Here is an 18612-nt window from a genome sequence, read left to right on the forward strand (position 1 = left end):
TCACCACGGGACAAACTGATGAAAAACCTGCGCATTGGACAAAGACTCGCCCTCGCCTTCGGCGCGCTGATCGCCCTGGTGCTGATCATGAGTGTGGTCATGCTCAACGGGCTCTCCTCCATCAGCGACAGCATGGAGGACATCACCGACAACCGGCTGGAATCCTTGCTGATAGTCGCTCAGCTGGATCACCACCTGCAGCAGCAGCGCATCGGCGCGCGCGATCTGATCATTGAAACCGATCCGGCCAAGATGGCCGAGATCAAGGCGCAGACCGACCAGACCATCAAGGCCTTCAACAACGCCGAAAAGGCGCTGGAAGACCACTTCACCAAGTTCCCGCCGATACCGGCCACCGCCGCCCTGCTCAAAGACGTGGGCCAGGCCCAGGAGGCGCTGGACGCCCCCACTAAAAAGCTGATGGCGCTGGCGATGGCCAACCAGAACAAGGAGGCGGAAGCCTTCATGGTCGGGGAGCACCGCCCGCTGATCCACCAGCTGGAACAAAAGGTGGAAGCCCTCAGCAAGGCGCTGGCCGACCGTGCCCAGGACAGCCGCAAGGACGCTGAAACCAGCGCCACCGCCGTGCGCGCCACCTCGCTGACCATCACCGCCATCTGCCTGGGCGCGGCCGTGCTGATAGGCTGGCTGCTGACCCGTTCCATCACCCGCCCGCTGAACAGCGCGGTGGAAGCCGCGCGCGAAGTGGCCGCCGGCAATCTGCGCATCGAGCTGCAGCCGGACGGCAAGGACGAGCCGGCCCAGGTTATCGCCGCGCTGGCCGATATGCGCGAACAACTGGTGAAAGCCATCGGCAACGTCCAGCAGGGCGCGGAAGAAGCCAATAGCGTGGCCGGCCAGCTGTCCGAATCCGCCGACCAGGTGCTAACCGCCTCCCATCAGCAAAGCCAGGCCGCCGCCAGCTCCGCCGCCGCGGTGGAAGAGCTCACCGTCAGCATCAGCCACGTGGCCGAAGCCGCCCAGGAAGTGCGCGAACACGCGCAGACCAGCCTGGTCACCGCCAAGAACGGCACCGCCCAGCTCAGCCTGCTGATCAAGGAAGTCGACAATGTCGAGAAAGCGGTCAACGGCATCGCCGAAGCGGTGAAGAACTTCGTCGCCAACACCCGCAAGATCACCAGCATGACCAGCCAGGTGCGCGACATCGCCGATCAGACCAATCTGCTGGCGCTGAACGCCGCCATCGAAGCCGCGCGCGCCGGCGAACTGGGCCGCGGCTTCGCCGTGGTGGCCGACGAAGTGCGCGTGCTAGCGGAACGCTCGGCGGAATCCGCCAAGGAAATCGATCAGGTCACCCATGTGTTGGGCACCCAGTCGGTGGAACTGGAAGACGCCATCACCAGCAGCCTCGCCTCCCTGAGCAGCAGCCAATCCTTTGTCTCCACCGTTGAAGCCGCCTTGCAAGAAGGCGAACAGGCGGTAGCCAAATCCACCGACAGCACCGGCACCATCGTCAGCGCGGTGCAGGAGCAGAAGCTGGCCAGCACCGAGATTGCCCAGAACATGGAGAAAGTGGCGCAGATGGCCGAGGAAAACACCGCCATCGTCAGCAATGTGGCGGACAGCTCGCGCTCGATGTCCGACATCGCCCAGAACCTGCATCAGGCGGTGCGTTTCTTCCGCATCTGAGCCGCCGGCGCGAGTCAAACATCAAAGCCGCCCTCCCGGGCGGCTTTTTCATTTGCGCGCGCTCAGCGGGTTTCAACGCCACCCCGCCGACGCGCAGCTGATCGCAAACAGATGCTCAGATTTTTTCGTCGAAGCTGAACACCGGCGTGCCCTTCTTCAGCACCTCGCCACGGAAGAAGGCCGGATGCTTGCGGTACATGTACAGCATGAGCAGCAGGCCGACCAAGGCCACCGTCACGCCCAGGATGAACACCAGACCCAGGCCGCCGATATGCGAGCCGCTGCCGAAAGCCGGATCCATGCTGTCCAGCGTGGTGCGGATCAGGGCGACGAACAGCAGGACGCCGCCCAGCCCCGGGCACAGGCCGCGCAACAGGAAATGGCGCGCCGAAGTCAGCGCCTGCTTGCGGAAATACCAGACGCAGGCAAAGGCCGTCAGGCCGTAATAGAAACACACCATCATGCCCAGCGCGGTAATGGTGTCGGACAGCACGTTTTCGCTCAAGACCCGCATCACCGCGTAAAACGCCGAAGCCACCAGCGCGGACACCACGGTGGCGTAAGCCGGCGCCTTGAAGCGAGACTCCACCACCGCGTATCTGGCCGGCAAGGCCTGGTAATGGCCCATCGCCAGCATGGTGCGCGCCGGCGACATAAAGGTGGACTGCAGGGAGGCCGCGGAACTGGACATCACCGCCAGCGACAGCAGAATGGCCGCCGGCCCCATCACCGGCCCGGCCAGCGCGGTGAACACATTGGCGGCGATGGCCGGGTTGGCGAGGCCGGTGGCGTCCGTGCCCACGCCGGCGAAGGACACCACCGCCGCGCTGATCAACACATAAGAGCCCACCAGCAGCACCATCACCAGCGTGGCGGCCTTGCCGGACAGATTGGCGCGCTTGTCGCCGGTGGTCTCCTCGCTGATGGTCACCACCGTGTCCCAGCCCCAATAGGCGAAGATGGACACCGCCACCCCGGCGGCGAATTGGGAAAAGCTTTCCACGGCGAAGGGATTGAACCAGCTCCACTCCACCGGAATGGAATACGGATGGCCGCCGTCGGCGGCGGCGCTGAACGCCGCCCATGCGAACCAGGCCAGCACCAGCACCTGGAACGACACCAACACATACTGCACCCGTTTGGTGGATTGCAGGCCGCGACAGGAAATCCAGGTGGCCACCGCCATGAAACCAAGGCAGGAGACGATGTTCACCGCCGTGTTGTCAGGCAGGGCCGCGATGTCCGGCCGCCCCAGCGCCTGGCCCAAGGCCAGATACATGAAATCCATCGCCACCGCGGCGGTGTTGGACAGCACCAGCACCGTGGACACCACCAGCCCCCAGCCGGCGATCCAGCCTATCCACGGCCCGAAGGCGCGCGTGGCCCAGGTGAAGGACGTCCCGGCGTCCGGCATCTCGCGGTTCAGCTCGCGGTAGCCTATCGCCACCAACAACATGGGAATGAAGCTGACGAAAAACACCGCCGGCATCTGCTTGCCCACCTGAGAGGCCGCTGGCCCCAGCGAGGCGGTCAGCGTGTACGCCGGCGCGCATACGGAAATGCCGATCACCACCAGCCCGAGAATGCCGATGGAGCCGGCGGGCAAACCCTTGGCGCTCAAGCCTCCCCCGTCCGGGGCCGGCAGCGCGTTGTCAACATTACGCATGGTGCATCTCCTTTGTCCTGGGCCGCGTCGCAACGTCGGCCCTCGCCTTGTTATGTGCCCGCGTCGGCGCTCAAGCGCCGTCGCGAATGCGCGCGTCCCGCCGTGTCCGCCGGCCGGTCCCGCTTATGGCAGGACCGCGCGCGTCAGGCGTGGTTGCATGGAGTATGCAGATAATTAACACAAAAACATCAAATGGCAAAAATAATAGACGCCACCAGCGCGGGGCGATATGCTGGCTCGGCAAGATCCGGCCCCGCGCCGGCGCCTTGCGCCAGAGCCGGGCCTACCGGCCGCCGCATAAGAACCTGCTTACGATCTGCCGCGCGTTGGCGATACGGCGCAGGAAAGAACCATGCAAAGAGAGAGAAGGAAGAGAACATGAATACCTGGAAGCACTGTCTGCTCGCGCTCGGCCTCGCCGGCGCCGCCCACGCCCAAGCCAATACCGTCAACGTCTACAACTGGTCCGACTACATCGCTCCCACCACCGTGCCGGCCTTCAGCAAGCAAACCGGCGTCAAGGTCAATTACAGCGTCTACGACAGCATGGAAACCCTGAACGCCAAGCTGATGACCGGCCGCTCCGGCTTCGATCTGGTGGTGCCGTCCAATAATGTGCTGGGCCTGGGCATCAAGGCCGGGCTGTTTCAGCCGCTGGACAAGAGCAAGATTCCCAACTACAAGAACATAGACCCGGCGCTGCTGAAAATGATGGAAGTGTCCGATCCGGGCAATAAATACGCGGTGCCATATTTCTGGGGCGTGATCACCCTGGGCATCAATGAGGAAAAGGTCAAAAAAGCGCTGGGCGGCAAGCTGCCGGCCAATGAATGGGATCTGCTGTTCAAGCCTGAGTACGTGTCCAAGCTCAAATCCTGCGGCGTCAGCATTCTGGACTCCCCGTCCGAATTCTTCCCGATGGCGCTGCACTACTTCGGCAAGGACCCGGGCAGCACCAAGGAAGCCGACTACCGCGCCATCATGCCGCAGCTCAACGCCATGCGCGCCAGCGTCACCCGCATCTCCTCCTCCGGCTACATCAACGACATGGCCAGCGGCGAAGTCTGCCTGGCCATGGGCTACGGCGGCGACCTCAACATCGCCAAACGCCGCGCCGCGGACGCCAAGAACGGCGTCAAGGTGGTTCCGCTGATGCCCAAACAGGGCGTGGCCATCTGGGTGGACAGCATGGCCATCCCCAAGGACGCCAAGAACGTGGCCAACGCGCTGTCCTTCATCAACTACAGCCTGGAACCCAAGATCGCCGCGGACAACGCCAATACCGTGACCTTCGCCCCGGGCAGCCTGCCGGCGCGGCAGTTCGTCAACAAACAGTACCTGAACGACCGCTCCATCTTCCCCAATTCCGAAGACCTGAAAAACAGCTTCATTCAAAAGAGCGTGGGTCAGGAAACCCTGCGCATCTACGGCCGTTTCTGGCAAAACTTCAAGCTGGGCCGCAGCTGAAGCCGCGCGGCTCCGCCAAAGCGCAACAGCCGCTCAAAGCGGCTGTTGTGCTTTAAAACGCGGTCAGATGTCGGCGCTCAAGCCAGCAACTGGCGCAACACATAGGGCAGGATGCCGCCGTGCCGGTAGTAATCCACCTCCACCGGCGTGTCGATGCGCAGCAGCAAGGGCAGTTCGCGTTCGCCGCCGGCGGCGTCGCGGATCAGCAAATGCACCCGCTGCTGCGGCGCGATGCCGTCCTCCAGCCCGCGCAGCTCGAAGGTTTCGTCGCCCTTGAGGCCGGCGGCGCTGTCCCCGTCCAGGAACTGCAGCGGCAACACCCCCATGCCCACCAGATTGGAACGGTGAATGCGCTCGAAGCTCTTGGCCACCACCGCGCGCACGCCCAGCAGGCGCGTGCCCTTGGCCGCCCAGTCCCGGCTGGAGCCGGTGCCGTACTCCTCGCCGGCGAAGATCAGCGTGGGCGTACCGGCGCGCACATAGCTCATCGCCGCGTCGTAGATGGCCATTTGCTCGCCGTCCGGCTGCAGCAGGGTCAGGCCGCCCTCCACCGGCTTGCCGTCGGCGTCCGGCGCCAGCATCAGGTTGCGGATGCGCACATTGGCGAAAGTGCCGCGCATCATCACCTCGTGATGGCCGCGCCGCGAGCCGTAGCTGTTGAAATCGCCGGGCGAGATGCCCTGCCCCTGCAGATACAGGCCCGCCGGCGAGCTCGGCTTGATCGAACCGGCCGGGCTGATGTGGTCGGTGGTCACCGAATCCCCGAAGATCGCCAAGGCGCGCGCGCCGCGGATCGGCGGCTGCGGCGCGGGCTGCATCGCGAAATCCTGGAAGAACGGCGGTTCGGCGATATAGCTGGACGCCTCCCAGCCGTAGACCTCGCCCGCGCTGGCGGCGATATCGTTCCACAGCGGGTTGCCGCTGGCGAAATCCTGGTACAAGCGGCGATACGTGGTCGCGTCCGTCGCTTGCAGCAAGGCGGCGCCCACCTCCTGCTGGCTGGGCCAGACATCGCGCAGATACACCGGCTTGCCGTCCACGCCGACGCCCAAGGGCTCATGCTCCAGATCGATGTCCACCCGGCCGGCGATGGCGAAGGCCACCACCAGCGGCGGACTCATCAGGAAGTTGGCCTTGATCGCCGGATGAATGCGCGCCTCGAAGTTGCGGTTGCCGGACAGCACCGACGCGCAGATCAGGTCCTGCCCGCTGACCTCGCTCTCCAGCTGCGGCTCCAGCGGGCCGGCGTTGCCGATGCAGGTGGTGCAGCCGTAGGCGGCCACGCGGAAACCCAGCTGCTCCAGCGGCGCCAGCAAATGCGCCTTGCCCAGGTAGTCGGTCACCACCCGCGAGCCGGGGGCCAGCGAGGTCTTGATGTGACCGGCCACGCTCAGGCCGCTGGCCACCGCCTTCTGCGCCAGCAGGCCGGCGGCCAGCATCACCCCGGGGTTGGAGGTGTTGGTGCAGGAGGTGATCGCCGCGATCAGCACCGAACCGTGACGCAGCTTGCCGCTGAAGCCGCCGGCGCCCTCCTTGCCGTAACCGCCGGTTTTGGCCGGCTGGTGCAAGAGCTCGTTGAAACGCGTCTTCAAGTCCGGCAGGGCGATGCGGTCCTGCGGCCGGCGCGGGCCGGCCACGCTGGGCGCGACCGTGGCCAGATCCAGCTCCAGCACGCTGCTGTAATCGATTTCGCCCTCCTGCGGCATGCCGAACATTTGCTGCGCCTGGAAATAGCGGCGGAACGCGTCCACTTCCGCCTCGCTGCGGCCGGTGGCGGTCAGATAGGCGGCGGTCTGCTCGTCCGGCGGGAAGAAGCCCATGGTGGCGCCGTACTCCGGCGCCATGTTCGCCAGCGTGGCGCGATCCTGCAGAGTCAGCGAGGCCGCGCCGGCGCCGTAGAACTCCACGAACTTGCCCACCACCTGCGCCTTGCGCAGCATTTCGGTCACGGTCAGCACCAGATCGGTGGCGGTCACGCCCTCGCGCAGCCGGCCCTTCAAATGCACGCCCACCACGTCCGGCGTCAGGAAATACACCGGCTGGCCCAACATGCCGGCCTCCGCCTCGATGCCGCCCACGCCCCAGCCCACCACGCCCAGGCCGTTGATCATGGTGGTGTGCGAGTCCGTGCCCACCAGGCTGTCCGGGTAATAGACCCCGCCCTTGCTCAACACTCCGCGCGCCAGATACTCCAGGTTCACCTGGTGGACAATGCCGATGCCCGGCGGCACCACCTTGAAGGTGTCGAAGGCCTGCATCCCCCATTTGATGAAACGGTAGCGTTCCGCGTTGCGGCGGAATTCCAGTTTCATGTTAAGGTCCAAGGCGTTGTTCTCGCGGAAGTGGTCGATCTGCACCGAGTGGTCCACCACCAGGTCCACCGGCACCAGCGGTTCGATGCGCTTGGGCGGCTTGCCGAAGCGCTCGGCCACCGAACGCATCGCCGCCAGATCGCACAGCAGCGGCACGCCGGTGAAATCCTGCAGCACGATGCGCGCCACCACAAAGGGGATCTCCTCGCTGCGCGGCGCCTGCGGCCGCCAGCCGGCCAACTGCCGCACATGCTCCTCGGCTACTCGCTGGCCGTCCAGATGGCGCAGCAAAGACTCCAGCACGATGCGCAGCGACACCGGCAGCCGGCCGACATCGCCGACGCCCAGCTCCGCCAGCGCCGGCAGCGAATGGAATTGACAGGACTGGCCCGAGGCCAGGGTAAAGGAACGCAAAGTGGATTCGGAACGAAGCGACATGAAGGACTCCTGTTGAAAGCCAAGATGCAAGCCAAGAACCTGTTTACGACCCGCCGCGCCGCGGCGGGATGTTAGACAAAGGCCTTGAAACCCGCTTCGAAACGCTCATGCGGCACCTGCGCATTTGCTTTCTCAGCGGTTTTCGCCTGGTCTCTCGGGATCGTAAACACGCACTCAAGGGCGAAAACCATGGGAGCGCCTCGACAAGCGGTCTGTCCGAGGCGCTCCGCCTCATGTTCAGACCGGGAAAAGGGTCAATGGTTCAGCCCTTAACTTGCATTTAGCATACAATCGAAACCTCATTCCCGTGCGAAAGGCATGCCATGACACACAGAATAGAACACGATTCCTTCGGCGACATCGAAGTCCCCGCCAACGCGCTGTGGGGCGCGCAGACCCAGCGCTCGCTCGGCCACTTCGCCATCTCCAGCGAAACCATGCCGCCGGAACTGATCCTGGCGCTGGCCCAGGTCAAACGCGCCGCCGCGCTGGCCAACCGCGAACTGGGCAAACTGCCGGCGGACAAGGCCGACGCCGTCGTCGCCGCCGCCGACGAAGTCCTGGCCGGCAAACATCCGGACGCCTTCCCGCTGTCGGTATGGCAAACCGGCTCCGGCACTCAGAGCAATATGAATATGAACGAGGTGCTGGCCAACCGCGCGTCCGAACTGCTGGGCGGCGAGCGCGGCCCGGGCCGGCTCGTCCACCCCAACGACGACGTCAACCGCGGCCAGTCCTCCAACGATATCTACCCCACCGCCATGCACGTGGCCGCCGCGCGCGCGGTGCACGACAGGCTGCTGCCGGCGCTGGGCCGGCTGCGCGCCGCGCTGACGGACAAGGCGGCCGCCTTCGCCGACATCGTCAAGATAGGCCGCACCCATTTGCAGGACGCCACTCCGCTGACCCTGGGCCAGGAGCTGTCCGGCTGGGTGGACCAGCTGGAGCAAGCCGAACACGCCGTCCGCGCCGCGCTGCCCGGGCTCTACCAATTGGCCGTGGGCGGCACCGCCGTCGGCACCGGCCTCAACACCCATCCGGAGTTCGGCCCGCGCGTGGCCGCGGAGCTCAATCGCGCCTGCGGCCTGCCCTTCGCCAGCGCCGGCAACAAGTTCGCCGCGCTGGCCGGCCACGACGCGCTGGTGCACTCCCACGGCGCGCTCAAGCAACTGGCCACGGCGCTGATCAAGATCGCCAACGACATCCGTTGGCTGGCCTCCGGCCCGCGCAGCGGCCTGGGCGAATTGCTGATCCCGGAAAACGAGCCGGGCAGCTCCATCATGCCGGGCAAGGTCAACCCCACTCAGTGCGAGGCGATGACCATGTTGTGCTGCCAGGTGCTGGGCAACGACGTGGCGCTGTCCATCGGCGCCGCCTCCGGCAATTTCGAATTGAACGTGTTCAAGCCGCTGATCGTCCACAACTTCCTGCAAAGCGCGCGCCTGCTGTCAGACGGCATGGACAGCCTCAACCATCATTGCGTGCGCGGCATGCAGGCCAACCGCCCGCGCATCGAGCAATTGCTGGAGCAATCGCTGATGCTGGTCACCGCGCTCAACCCGCACATCGGCTACGACAAGGCCGCCGCCATCGCCAAGCTGGCCCACGCCAACGGCGGCACCCTCAAGCAGGCGGCGCTGGAGCTGGGTTATGTGACGGCGGAGCAGTTTGATCAGTGGGTGGATCCGAAGGCGATGATCTAAGCTCTTTTTCAGTGCGCTGAACCTGGCTTGGCGCACAGAAAACCGCGCATCCTGGCTGCCCCAGGCTTCTGCGACAGACCTCCGCGCGGGATCGCTACGCTCCACCCACCCTACCCATGGCAAACCGCCGCGCGTAGGGAGGGAGGAGCCATAAGCGATACCCGCCAGCATTCGCGGCTTTGCTCATACGGCGTTCAGTCGAACAAACCCAAGGTTCGCGGCAGCGGCTGAGGCGCCGGCTTGGGCGCGCCCTGGCGCGGCGCCAGCGGCGCGTCCTCGGCACGCATCTCCTCCGCCGGATACAGCCGCAGCAAGCGCTGCGCGTCCTCCGGCCTCCGCGCCGTCAGCCAGGCCTGGTAATCCTCCGGCCGCACAATCACCAGCGAACGCTTCTCATCCTCCGGCTTGTGGGTGCGGCGCATCAGCGCGTGCGCCTCGGCGTTGACCGTCAATTGGGTGAAAGCGTGGCTGATCGAACCGTCCGGTTCCGACCAGGCCCGCCACAGCCCGGCCACCGCGAACGGCGCGTCGTCGGCCAGGCCGATGCGCCAGCGCACCGCGCGGCCGCTTTCATACGAGGGTTCGAAAAAGGCCCGCATCGGCACCAGGCAACGCTGGCCGGCCCGCCACGGGTAGCGGAAGTTTTTCAGTTCGGCCACGGTTTCCGAACGCGCGTTGGTGGTGGACAGCCGCATGCCGTCCGGCTGATGACGCTTGGGCACCAGGCCATAATTGCCCAGCCGCGGCTCCAGGCCCCGGCGGCCGGCCACGATGAAGGGCGCGGCGTAATCCTGCCAGGCCTCTTCTTGCCAAAGCAGCTCGCCGGCCTCCACGCCGAACAACGGCAGTTGATCCGGATGGGGACATAGATAATTGACGCACATCGGTCCAGTCTACCGGATATCGCGCCGGCCGGCCCGCCTCAGCGGTTTGACAAGGCCGGCCCAAGCGGCCACCATAAGGCCACTATGCGCCGTTTCGCCCCCTTCTCCAGCCAAGATTGGATTGACGCCTTTTTTTGAGGCGGGTTGGCGCGCGGCCAGACGAAGCCCGGCAACCCGCCCCAACCGGCGGGTTTTTTCATATATGCCCCTCTCCCAAGGAGACTGTCATGCCAAGCAATGAACAATTCAAAGATACGGCCACTGAGGCGACACTGCACTTGGTTTGCGGCAAAATAGCGGCGGGCAAGTCCACGCTGACCCGCCGCCTGTCCGATCAGCCCCGCACCGTGCTGATCAGCGAAGACGACTGGCTGGCCAAGCTCTATCCCGGCGAGATCCGCACGCTGACCGACTATGTGCGCCGCTCGCAGTCGCTGAAAGACGCGCTGGCGCCCCATGTCTCCGCTCTGCTGCGGCAGGGCCTGTCCGTGGTGCTGGACATGCCGGCCAACACCCTGGACAGCCGTCGCTGGATGCGCGAGCTGATCGAGTCCAGCGGCGCCGCCCACCAGCTGCACCATCTGGACGTCAGCGACGAGGCCTGCAAGGCGCGCTTGCGCCAGCGCAACGCCAAGGGCTCCCACCCGTTCAGCGTCAGCGAGGCGGAGTTCGACCACATCACCCGCTACTTTGTGCCGCCCAGCCCGCAGGAAGGCTTCAACGTCGTGGCCCATCTCAGCGCCGAGGCTTGAAACGCGCCTGCCGTCCCTGCGAAAAACGCCGGCTTGCCGGCGTTTTTTCATGGCCGCGCAAGCGGCGGCGATCGCTCCTCCGCCCCAGGCATGGCCTGTCGGATATATAAATCAATAACCATATGACAGCTTACCAGCCGGATATATTTAGGCTTGAATAGCAAACATGAACACCACCGAAATCCGCCGCCACAAGCTGGGCCTGTTGATCGAACGCGATTTTGACGGAACCGTTTCCCGACTCGCGGAGCTGATCGATCGCCGCCCTCCGCAAATCTACCGCCTGTTCTCGGACGCTCCCAGCGGCCGCGGCATGGGAGAACACCTGGCCCGCCACATCGAAAACCGGCTGAACCTGCCCCGCTACTGGCTGGATCAGGAAGGCGACATCGACGCCCTTCCCCCGCTGCACGCGCGGGTGGCGGAGTTCGAGGCCTCGCTGTCGGAACGCGCCTTGCTGCAGTTGTTGATCGACGATCTGCATCGCGGCGTGCGCGGGCAGACTCTCAGCCGCAAAGCGCTGATCAGCCTGCGCGGCATGGTGGAAGCGCTGACTCAGGAGCCCCCTCTGCCGCAGCCGGCGGACGCTTGGGCGGGCGGCGCGGCGGAATGAGCCGGCGCGCGGCCATGGGCCGATACGCAACACTCCGCCGTAGATAACCTAGTGGTTATTGTTGCTTAATATCTTTATTGATAGGCTATGCTGATCGCCTTGTGAGGAATGGAGATTGGCATGACCTTCCCGCCGCTTCGCCCCCGGCTTACCGACTACGGCAGCTGCATCGCCGTGGAGAGCCTGCGCCTGCTCAAACCCCTGCCCGTGGTCAAGGCCGCGCTGCACACCCCCAAGGGCGTGCTGCCGCGCCGGGTCTGCGCGGTCAGCATCCAGCGTCGGAGATTGTGGGCGGACCGCCACACCGGCGCGCTTTACTGCGCGGAAACCGGCTACAGCCTGCGCCACACCAATCTGCGCCTCCAGGTGTGCCCGCAAGCGCTCAGCGTTTGAACGCCGCCATGCCCTTATCGACTCAAGCGGAACGCGCCGTCGCCGCCAGCGCCATGGACACGCTGCAATCGCTGGCCTCGCTGATGCGCGCGATCGAACGCCTGAACGAAACGGCTGACTCTCAAACGCGCGAGCACATCGCCCAACTCTGCCGGCTGGCGGCGGAGATGGCGCAGGACGCCCACAATGAGCTGGATCTGATCCGGGAGCGGGCGGCCCAGGCCGGCCGCGACGCCGCGACGCGCGCTTAGAGCCTGTTTACGATCTGCTGCGCTTCGTGAAACTGGGCGCGGCGAGTAGCACTTCGAATTGCTCATTTATCAGCGGTTTTCGCCTTGTCTCGCTCTTGCTCGCGAGATCGTAAACACGTTCTTAGAAGCGGCTTAGAAGCCGCTTAGACCCAGCCGCCCAGCATCAACACTCCGCACGCGGCGATGCCGCCGCCGGCGACGCGCCCCAGCCGCTCGCCCAAGGCAAGGCGCGTTTCCGCCCGTCCCAGCAGCAAGCCGGCCGCGTGCAGCAGGCCGGAGGCCAGCACGAAACCGGCGGCGTAAGCCAGGCCGGAGGCGTCGTGCGGCATTTCCTGGCCGTGGGCGACGCCATGCAGCAAGGCGAAGCCGGCGATCGCCGCCAAGGCCAGGCCGCGCCGCGGCTGCAAGGCGAAGGCCAGCAGCAGGCCCAGCGCGATCACGCTGGCGGCGATGCCGCTTTCCAGCGCCGCCACGCTCACGCCCAGCCAGCCCAACACGCCGCCCGCGGCCAACATGGCCATGAAGGTCAAGGGCCCTTGCCAGCGAGCCGCGCCGCCCAGCCGCCACGACCACAAACCCACCGCCAGCATGGCCAGCAAATGGTCCAACCCGCCAAGCGGATGCGCGAGGCCGCTGGAAAAGCCGGCGACGGCGTGGCCGGGGTGAGCCTGAGCCAGTCCGCTGGCCAGCAATAGCGCCAGCGCGGCCGGCGTGAATTTACGCAGAAAGGTCATTTTCAGCTCCCGAGACCTCAAGTTGCAGCATGCCCTGGGTTTCGATGAAGGCGATGATGTCGTTCAGCCCCTGGCCAAGCTTGAGATTGGAGAACACGAAGGGCCGTTCGCCGCGCATGCGGCCGGCGTCGCGCGCCATCACCTCCAGCGAGGCCCCCACCAGCGGTGCCAGATCGATCTTGTTGATCACCAGCAGGTCCGACTTGCAGATGCCCGGCCCGCCCTTGCGCGGAATCTTGTCGCCGGCGGACACGTCGATCACGTACAGCGTCAGATCGGACAGCTCCGGGCTGAAGGTGGCGGCCAGATTGTCGCCGCCGCTTTCAATGAAGATCAGGTCCAGGCCGGGATGGCGCGCGTTCAGCCGCGCCACCGCCTCCAGATTGATGGACGCGTCTTCGCGGATGGCGGTGTGCGGGCAGCCTCCGGTCTCGACGCCGATGATGCGATCCGCCGCCAGCGCCTGGTGCTGGACCAGAAATTGCGCGTCTTCCTGGGTGTAGATGTCGTTGGTGACGGCGGCGACATTGTATTTGTCGCGCAGCGCCGCGCACAGCGCCCAGGTCAGATGGGTCTTGCCCGAGCCCACCGGCCCGCCTATGCCCACCCGCAACGGCCCGCGCCCCTGGGCGAGTCCTGTCGTGTTCATTGCTTTCTCCTTGAGATAGCGGCCGCCGGCTCAAGACCGGAACAGCCTGCTGTACTGGGTTTCATGCTTCATCGCCGCCCAGGCGAGGCCGGGGGCGAAATTGCTCAGTTGGTCCGCTGGCAGCCGCCGCGCCTCGGCGCCGGCGGCCGCCGCCGCCGGCAACAAGGCCGACAATAATTGCTGGCCGGCCGTCTGCCCCATCGGCATCGCCTTGAGCAGAACCGTGACCTGATTCTCCAGCCAGCCCCATAGATACGCGTCCACCGCGCCGGCCTCGTCCACGCCCAAGGCGCGCGCCGCCTGCGCCCAAACCGCCGGCAGCGCCAGCTCCGCTTGTTCCAGCCCGGCCGGCCACGGCAAACCGGCACATTCCGGCAACGCTTGCAGCAGGCGGCGCAGCGAATACCCCATCTGCACGGTTTCCTGCCTCAGTTCGCGGCTGTCGCGGCTGGCCAGCAATTGCTGATTGATCCGCGTCAGCGCCGGCTGCTCGTCGGCGGCCAGCGCGCGCCAGGCCTGGGCCAGCAGCGCGGCTTCGAAACGGGACAGCGGTCCTTGCAGCGCATCGCCCAGCCAGGCGGCGGCGCTGGCGGCGTCATGCACCAGGCCCAGCTCCAGCGCGCTCTCCAGCCCTTGCGAATAGCTATACGCGCCGATAGGCAGGCCGGGGCTGACCAGCCGCATCAGTTGCAGCCGCGCCAGCGCGCTCATGCCGCGCCGTACTGATGCAGCCGCGGCGGATACTGGAAGGCCGCCTCCTTGCCGTGGGAGTGATGGTGGCCGCCGCCGTAAGCGCCGGACTCCGGCTGGAACGGCGCGTCGATTTTTCGCACCTGCGCGCCCATCTGCTCCAGCATCCGCGCCAGCACCTCGTCGTCCAGCAGCCGCAGCCAGCCCTCGCCCACTTGCAGATGCACATGGCGGTTGCCCAGGTGGTAGGCGGCGCGGGTCAGCGCGACGGCGTCGGCGCAACAGACATGCAGCAAGGCCTCCGCCGCGGCCGCCACCCGCACCCGGCGGCCATCCTCGGCCTGCAACACCTCGCCGTCGGCCAGCGGCGGCCCCGGTTCCAGAAACAGGCCGCAGTCTTCGCCGGCGGCGCTGCGGGTGCGCAGCCGGCGCTTGCCGCGCAGTTCGTAACTCATCAGCAACTCATCGTCCCAGGCGCTCGCATCGTCGGCGCGGCGTGTCAGCAACAACATGGCATCCTCTCAAAACAAGAAATAGCGCTGCGCCAGCGGCAGGCGCTCGGCCGGTTCGCACCACAGCAATTCGCCGTCGGCGCGCACCTGGTAGTTTTGCGGGTCCACCTCGATATGCGGCAGGTAATCGTTGTGGATCAGATCGGCCTTGCTCAGCTGACGGCAGCCCCGCACCGCCACCAGCCGCTTGCGCAGGCCCAGTTCCGCGCCGACGCCGGCCTGCAGCGCCGCCTGCGACACAAAGGTGACGCTGCCGCGCGCCACCGCCGCGCCGCAGCTGCCGAACATCGGCCGGTAGTGCACCGGCTGCGGCGTCGGGATGCTGGCGTTAGGATCGCCCATCGCGGCGGCGGCGATGACGCCTCCCTTGAGGATCAGGCTGGGCTTGACCGCGAAGAAGGCCGGCCGCCACAGCACCAGATCGGCCAGCTTGCCGGCTTCGACGCTGCCCACCTCGTGGGCGATGCCGTGGGTCAGGGCCGGGTTGATGGTGTACTTGGCCAGGTAGCGCTTGACCCGGAAATTGCTGTGGCCGGGACCGTCGCCCGGCAAGGGGCCGCGCTGGCGCCGCATCTTGTCCGCCGTCTGCCAGCAGCGCAGTATGGTTTCCCCCACCCGCCCCATCGCCTGGCTGTCCGAGGACATCATCGCGAAGGCGCCCAGATCGTGCAGGATGTCCTCGGCGGCGATGGTTTCGCGCCGGATGCGGCTTTCGGCGAAGGCCACGTCCTCGGCGATGCCCGGGTCCAGGTGATGGCAGACCATCAACATGTCCAGGTGCTCGTCTATGGTGTTGACCGTGAACGGCCGGGTGGGATTGGTGGAGCTGGGCAGCACATTGGCGTGGCCGCAGGCCTTGATGATGTCCGGCGCGTGGCCGCCGCCGGCGCCCTCGGTGTGATAGGTGTGGATGGCGCGGCCCTTGAACGCGGCCAGCGTGGCCTCGACGAAGCCGGATTCGTTCAGGGTGTCGGTGTGGATGGCCACTTGCACGTCCATCTCGTCCGCCACCGTCAGGCAGTTGTCTATCGCCGCCGGCGTGCTGCCCCAGTCTTCGTGCAGCTTGAGGCCGATGGCCCCGGCGCGCACTTGCTCGCGCAGCGGCTCCGGCAGGCTGGCGTTGCCCTTGCCGGTGAAGCCCAGATTCATCGGAAAGGCTTCCGCCGCTTCCAGCATCCGCGCCAGATGCCACGGCCCCGGCGTGCAGGTGGTGGCCTTGCTGCCGGTGGCCGGCCCGGTGCCGCCGCCTATCATGGTGGTGACGCCGGACATCAGGGCGTCTTCGATCTGCTGCGGGCAGATGAAGTGGATGTGGCTGTCGATGCCGCCGGCGGTGACGATCATGCCTTCGGCGGCGATGATTTCGGTGGCGGCGCCGATGGCGATGTCGACGCCGGGCTGGATGTCCGGATTGCCGGCCTTGCCGATGGCGGCGATGCGGCCGTCCTTGAGGCCGATGTCGGCCTTGACGATGCCCCAGTGGTCCAGGATCAGCGCATTGGTCAACACCGTGTCGGCCACCTCCGCCGCCAGGCCCTGGCCCTGGCCCATGCCGTCGCGTATCACCTTGCCGCCGCCGAACTTCACCTCCTCGCCGTACACGGTGTAATCGCGCTCCACTTCCACCCACAATTCGGTGTCGGCCAAGCGCACCCGGTCGCCGACGGTGGGGCCGAACATCTCGGCGTACGCCTGTCTGCTGATTTTCATAAGGCCCCCATCACCTTGCCCTGAAAGCCGTACACCCGGCGCCGGCCGGCCAGCTCCACCAGCTCCACGCTGCGGACCTGCCCGGGCTCGAAGCGCACCGCGGTGCCCGCGGCGATGTTCAGCCGGCAACCGCGGGCGGCCTCGCGGTCAAACTGCAAGGCGTCGTTGGTTTCGGCGAAGTGATAATGCGAGCCCACCTGGATCGGCCTGTCGCCGGTATTGGCCACCGTCAGCGTCAGGGTGCGGCGGCCGGCGTTGAGCTCGATCTCACCCTCGGCGGCCTGGATCTGTCCGGGAATCATCGCGGCCTCCTCATACAATGGGCTGGTGGACGGTGACCAGCTTGGTGCCGTCCGGAAAAGTGGCTTCCACCTGGATGTCGGCGATCATCTCGGCCACACCGTCCATCACGTCCTCGCGGCCCAGCAAGGTGGCGCCGTAATGCATCAGCTCCGCCACGCTGCGCCCGTCGCGCGCGCCCTCCATGACGGCGGCGCTGATATAGGCCACCGCCTCCGGATAATTCAGCTTCAGGCCGCGCGCGCGGCGGCGTTCCGCCAGCAGGCCGGCGGTGAAGATCAAGAGCTTGTCTTTTTCTCTGGGCGTCAATTCCATCGTGAAGTCCCATTTCTCATTGAAGGGTCAAGTCGCCCAGATGCGCGGCTCCTGCGCCGCGCGGCCGTGGGTGAACGGGTAAAGCAAGCGCCGCGCCCGCCGCAGCCAATAATGGGCGGCTTCGGCGCTGTCGCCGATGAAGCGCGCCAGCCAGACGTCCGGCAGTTGGCTGGCGGCGGCGCGGCCCGCCAGCGGCAGCGCCAATACCGCCTGATGCAAGGCCTCCGGCAGCGCCGGCCCGGCCCACAACAGCAGGCCGACCGCGGTCTGGCCACCCATTCCGACCGCCGCGTCCAGCATGCGGTCGCCGCCGGCCAAGGCGGCGCGCTCGCACCAGATCAAGCGACCGTCGCGTTCTATGTCCAGGCTTTGACGCCAAAGCCCGCGGTCGAAGCGCTCGCCGCAGGCCGGCCGCCCCAGACAGAGCACGTCGCCGTACAGCAGCGCGGCGTCGCCCAGCAGCTGGACGCGGCCTTGCAAGCTCACCTCGGCGCCGGCGAACAGAATGGTTTCCAGCGGCAGCCATTCCAACCGCGCGCCGGCGGCCAAAGACAGCTCCAGCCGCTGGCTGGCCGGGCGGCCGAAGCCGTCGTACCACTTGGCGGCGCCGGGGCTGGTCAGCAGCGCGTCCGCGCCCTCCTCCAACGTCACCGTCAGGCTCAGGCTGTCGCCGCCGGCCATGCCCCCCGGCGGATGCACGATGATGTGCTGGCACTGGCCGGCGTCGTCGGTGAAGTGGCGCTGCACCCGCAAGGGGCCGCAATGCCGCCGCCGCACCGGAATGGTGCGTCCGTCGCGGCGCCGGTAGCTCAGCTCCAGTTCGGCGGCCCAGGGCGGCGGCAGGCCGACGGCGGCGGCATCGCGTCGCATCGCTCAGATCGCCAGCAGCCCGCGCACGCCGTCCGCCCGCATGTCCCCGCCCAGGCCGCTTTGCACCACTTCACCGCGCGCCATCACCAGGTAGCGGTCCGCCAGCGCCTCGGCGAAGTCGTAATACTGCTCCACCAGCAGGATGGCCATCTCGCCCCCGGCCGCCAATTGGCGGATCGCCGCGCCGATCTGCTTGATGACGGAGGGCTGGATGCCTTCGGTCGGCTCGTCCAGCATCAGCAGCGACGGCCGTCCGGCCAAGGCGCGGCCAATCGCCAATTGCTGCTGCTGGCCGCCGGACAGGTCACCGCCGCGGCGGCCGCGCATCTCGTACAGCACCGGGAACATCTCGAACACGCTGTCCGGCAAGCGGCGGCCGGCCGCGCCGGAGAAACGCGCCAGACCCAGGCGCAGGTTTTCCTCCACCGTCAGCCGCGGAAAGATTTCGCGCCCCTGCGGCACATAGGCGATGCCGCGCGCCGCGCGCTGATGCGGCGCCAGCGCGGCGATGTCCTCGCCGCGCCAGCGCATGCGCCCGCCGCGTATCGGCAATTGCCCGCTCAGGCATTTGAGCAGCGTGCTCTTGCCCGCGCCGTTGCGCCCCAGCAGGCAGGTGATCCGCCCCGTCTCGGCGCGCAGGCTGATCCCGCGCAGGATGCGGCTGCCGCCGTAATACTGTTCCAGTCCGTCGATTTCCAGCATG

At 66.6% G+C, this 18612-nt stretch carries 19 protein-coding genes; 7 read left to right on the plus strand and 12 right to left on the minus strand.

Annotated features, from left to right (window positions below; all coding sequences use genetic code 11):
• The first annotated feature begins 18 nt into the window (after positions 1-18).
• Positions 19-1650 carry a methyl-accepting chemotaxis protein gene (locus tag ACODRW_RS13500; RefSeq protein WP_227108124.1) on the plus strand — a complete coding sequence of 544 codons (1632 nt, stop codon included), beginning with the start codon at positions 19-21 and terminating at the stop codon, positions 1648-1650.
• 115 nt (positions 1651-1765) lie between these two features.
• Here the strand turns inward: ACODRW_RS13500 and ACODRW_RS13505 are convergent, their stop codons facing one another.
• Positions 1766-3316: an APC family permease gene (locus ACODRW_RS13505; RefSeq protein ID WP_107799298.1), complete on the minus strand. Its 1551-nt coding sequence runs from the start codon at positions 3314-3316 to the stop codon at positions 1766-1768.
• A gap of 378 nt (positions 3317-3694) precedes the next feature.
• Between ACODRW_RS13505 and ACODRW_RS13510 the strand changes: the two genes are divergently transcribed.
• On the plus strand, positions 3695-4783 hold the full coding sequence (locus ACODRW_RS13510; protein ID WP_107799299.1) for a polyamine ABC transporter substrate-binding protein: 1089 nt from the start codon (positions 3695-3697) through the stop codon (positions 4781-4783).
• A 77-nt stretch (positions 4784-4860) separates the two neighbouring features.
• On the opposite strand, the gene acnA is transcribed toward ACODRW_RS13510, so the two are convergent.
• On the minus strand, positions 4861-7533 hold the full coding sequence (acnA, locus tag ACODRW_RS13515) for an aconitate hydratase AcnA (protein WP_235088844.1): 2673 nt from the start codon (positions 7531-7533) through the stop codon (positions 4861-4863).
• A gap of 323 nt (positions 7534-7856) precedes the next feature.
• On the opposite strand from acnA, the gene fumC reads away from it, so the two are divergent.
• A complete protein-coding gene (gene fumC, locus ACODRW_RS13520; protein WP_488905958.1) occupies positions 7857-9236 on the plus strand; it encodes a class II fumarate hydratase in 1380 nt (459 codons plus the stop codon).
• Between the two features lie 194 nt (positions 9237-9430).
• Here the strand turns inward: fumC and ACODRW_RS13525 are convergent, their stop codons facing one another.
• On the minus strand, positions 9431-10120 hold the full coding sequence (locus ACODRW_RS13525) for an SOS response-associated peptidase (protein WP_107799302.1): 690 nt from the start codon (positions 10118-10120) through the stop codon (positions 9431-9433).
• Positions 10121-10347: 227 nt separating this feature from the next.
• Between ACODRW_RS13525 and ACODRW_RS13530 the strand changes: the two genes are divergently transcribed.
• The 4 genes from ACODRW_RS13530 (at position 10348) to ACODRW_RS13545 (ending at position 12129) form a co-directional block, all read left to right on the plus strand.
• On the plus strand, positions 10348-10872 hold the full coding sequence (locus ACODRW_RS13530; protein WP_107799303.1) for a P-loop nucleotide/nucleoside kinase family protein: 525 nt from the start codon (positions 10348-10350) through the stop codon (positions 10870-10872).
• A gap of 166 nt (positions 10873-11038) precedes the next feature.
• Positions 11039-11485, plus strand: coding sequence for a hypothetical protein (locus ACODRW_RS13535; RefSeq protein ID WP_488905959.1), 447 nt, complete (start codon positions 11039-11041; stop codon positions 11483-11485).
• 120 nt (positions 11486-11605) lie between these two features.
• Entirely contained in the window at positions 11606-11878 is a 273-nt protein-coding gene (locus tag ACODRW_RS13540) for a hypothetical protein (protein ID WP_107799305.1), read from the plus strand.
• 8 nt (positions 11879-11886) lie between these two features.
• Positions 11887-12129, plus strand: coding sequence for a hypothetical protein (locus tag ACODRW_RS13545; protein ID WP_488877135.1), 243 nt, complete (start codon positions 11887-11889; stop codon positions 12127-12129).
• A 143-nt stretch (positions 12130-12272) separates the two neighbouring features.
• On the opposite strand, the gene ACODRW_RS13550 is transcribed toward ACODRW_RS13545, so the two are convergent.
• Genes ACODRW_RS13550 through urtE form a run of 9 tightly spaced genes read right to left on the minus strand, consistent with a single transcriptional unit; the run spans position 12273 to position 18611 of the window.
• Positions 12273-12863 (minus strand): HupE/UreJ family protein, encoded by a 591-nt coding sequence (locus ACODRW_RS13550; RefSeq protein ID WP_488905960.1) that lies wholly within the window; start codon positions 12861-12863, stop codon positions 12273-12275.
• Positions 12847-13512, minus strand: a complete 666-nt coding sequence (ureG, locus tag ACODRW_RS13555; RefSeq protein ID WP_235088850.1) for an urease accessory protein UreG — start codon at positions 13510-13512, stop codon at positions 12847-12849. The genes ACODRW_RS13550 and ureG overlap by 17 nt, the downstream gene beginning before the upstream one ends.
• 30 nt (positions 13513-13542) lie before the next feature.
• Positions 13543-14223: an urease accessory protein UreF gene (locus ACODRW_RS13560; protein WP_488905961.1), complete on the minus strand. Its 681-nt coding sequence runs from the start codon at positions 14221-14223 to the stop codon at positions 13543-13545.
• Positions 14220-14714, minus strand: a complete 495-nt coding sequence (gene ureE, locus ACODRW_RS13565; protein WP_486637097.1) for an urease accessory protein UreE — start codon at positions 14712-14714, stop codon at positions 14220-14222. The genes ACODRW_RS13560 and ureE overlap by 4 nt, the downstream gene beginning before the upstream one ends.
• A gap of 9 nt (positions 14715-14723) precedes the next feature.
• Entirely contained in the window at positions 14724-16424 is a 1701-nt protein-coding gene (ureC, locus tag ACODRW_RS13570) for an urease subunit alpha (RefSeq protein ID WP_107799311.1), read from the minus strand.
• The gene (locus ACODRW_RS13575) at positions 16421-16726 is read right to left on the minus strand and encodes an urease subunit beta (RefSeq protein ID WP_488877133.1); all 306 of its coding nucleotides are present in this window, start codon (positions 16724-16726) and stop codon (positions 16421-16423) included. Before ACODRW_RS13575 ends, ureC begins: the two co-directional genes overlap by 4 nt.
• 10 nt (positions 16727-16736) lie before the next feature.
• Positions 16737-17039 (minus strand): urease subunit gamma, encoded by a 303-nt coding sequence (gene ureA / locus ACODRW_RS13580; RefSeq protein ID WP_107799313.1) that lies wholly within the window; start codon positions 17037-17039, stop codon positions 16737-16739.
• 27 nt (positions 17040-17066) lie between these two features.
• Complete coding sequence (locus ACODRW_RS13585) at positions 17067-17909, minus strand: urease accessory protein UreD (RefSeq protein ID WP_488905962.1); 843 nt, start codon at positions 17907-17909, stop codon at positions 17067-17069.
• Positions 17910-17912: 3 nt separating this feature from the next.
• The gene (gene urtE / locus ACODRW_RS13590; protein ID WP_488905963.1) at positions 17913-18611 is read right to left on the minus strand and encodes an urea ABC transporter ATP-binding subunit UrtE; all 699 of its coding nucleotides are present in this window, start codon (positions 18609-18611) and stop codon (positions 17913-17915) included.
• Between the last annotated feature and the right edge of the window lies 1 nt (position 18612).

This window comes from Chromobacterium sp. FG89 (genome assembly GCF_057808735.1).

Coding starts and splice junctions, on each gene's coding strand:
- ACODRW_RS13550 (WP_488905960.1), bottom strand. CDS start 12,863: ATGACCTTTCTGCGTAAATTCACGCCGGCCGCGCTGGCGCTATTGCTG.
- ACODRW_RS13535 (WP_488905959.1), top strand. CDS start 11,039: ATGAACACCACCGAAATCCGCCGCCACAAGCTGGGCCTGTTGATCGAA.
- ACODRW_RS13560 (WP_488905961.1), bottom strand. CDS start 14,223: ATGAGCGCGCTGGCGCGGCTGCAACTGATGCGGCTGGTCAGCCCCGGC.
- ureE (WP_486637097.1), bottom strand. CDS start 14,714: ATGTTGTTGCTGACACGCCGCGCCGACGATGCGAGCGCCTGGGACGAT.
- fumC (WP_488905958.1), top strand. CDS start 7,857: ATGACACACAGAATAGAACACGATTCCTTCGGCGACATCGAAGTCCCC.
- ACODRW_RS13545 (WP_488877135.1), top strand. CDS start 11,887: ATGCCCTTATCGACTCAAGCGGAACGCGCCGTCGCCGCCAGCGCCATG.
- ACODRW_RS13505 (WP_107799298.1), bottom strand. CDS start 3,316: ATGCGTAATGTTGACAACGCGCTGCCGGCCCCGGACGGGGGAGGCTTG.
- urtE (WP_488905963.1), bottom strand. CDS start 18,611: ATGCTGGAAATCGACGGACTGGAACAGTATTACGGCGGCAGCCGCATC.
- ACODRW_RS13530 (WP_107799303.1), top strand. CDS start 10,348: ATGCCAAGCAATGAACAATTCAAAGATACGGCCACTGAGGCGACACTG.
- acnA (WP_235088844.1), bottom strand. CDS start 7,533: ATGTCGCTTCGTTCCGAATCCACTTTGCGTTCCTTTACCCTGGCCTCG.
- ACODRW_RS13540 (WP_107799305.1), top strand. CDS start 11,606: ATGACCTTCCCGCCGCTTCGCCCCCGGCTTACCGACTACGGCAGCTGC.
- ACODRW_RS13525 (WP_107799302.1), bottom strand. CDS start 10,120: ATGTGCGTCAATTATCTATGTCCCCATCCGGATCAACTGCCGTTGTTC.
- ACODRW_RS13585 (WP_488905962.1), bottom strand. CDS start 17,909: ATGCGACGCGATGCCGCCGCCGTCGGCCTGCCGCCGCCCTGGGCCGCC.
- ureC (WP_107799311.1), bottom strand. CDS start 16,424: ATGAAAATCAGCAGACAGGCGTACGCCGAGATGTTCGGCCCCACCGTC.
- ACODRW_RS13575 (WP_488877133.1), bottom strand. CDS start 16,726: ATGATTCCCGGACAGATCCAGGCCGCCGAGGGTGAGATCGAGCTCAAC.
- ACODRW_RS13500 (WP_227108124.1), top strand. CDS start 19: ATGAAAAACCTGCGCATTGGACAAAGACTCGCCCTCGCCTTCGGCGCG.
- ureA (WP_107799313.1), bottom strand. CDS start 17,039: ATGGAATTGACGCCCAGAGAAAAAGACAAGCTCTTGATCTTCACCGCC.
- ureG (WP_235088850.1), bottom strand. CDS start 13,512: ATGAACACGACAGGACTCGCCCAGGGGCGCGGGCCGTTGCGGGTGGGC.
- ACODRW_RS13510 (WP_107799299.1), top strand. CDS start 3,695: ATGAATACCTGGAAGCACTGTCTGCTCGCGCTCGGCCTCGCCGGCGCC.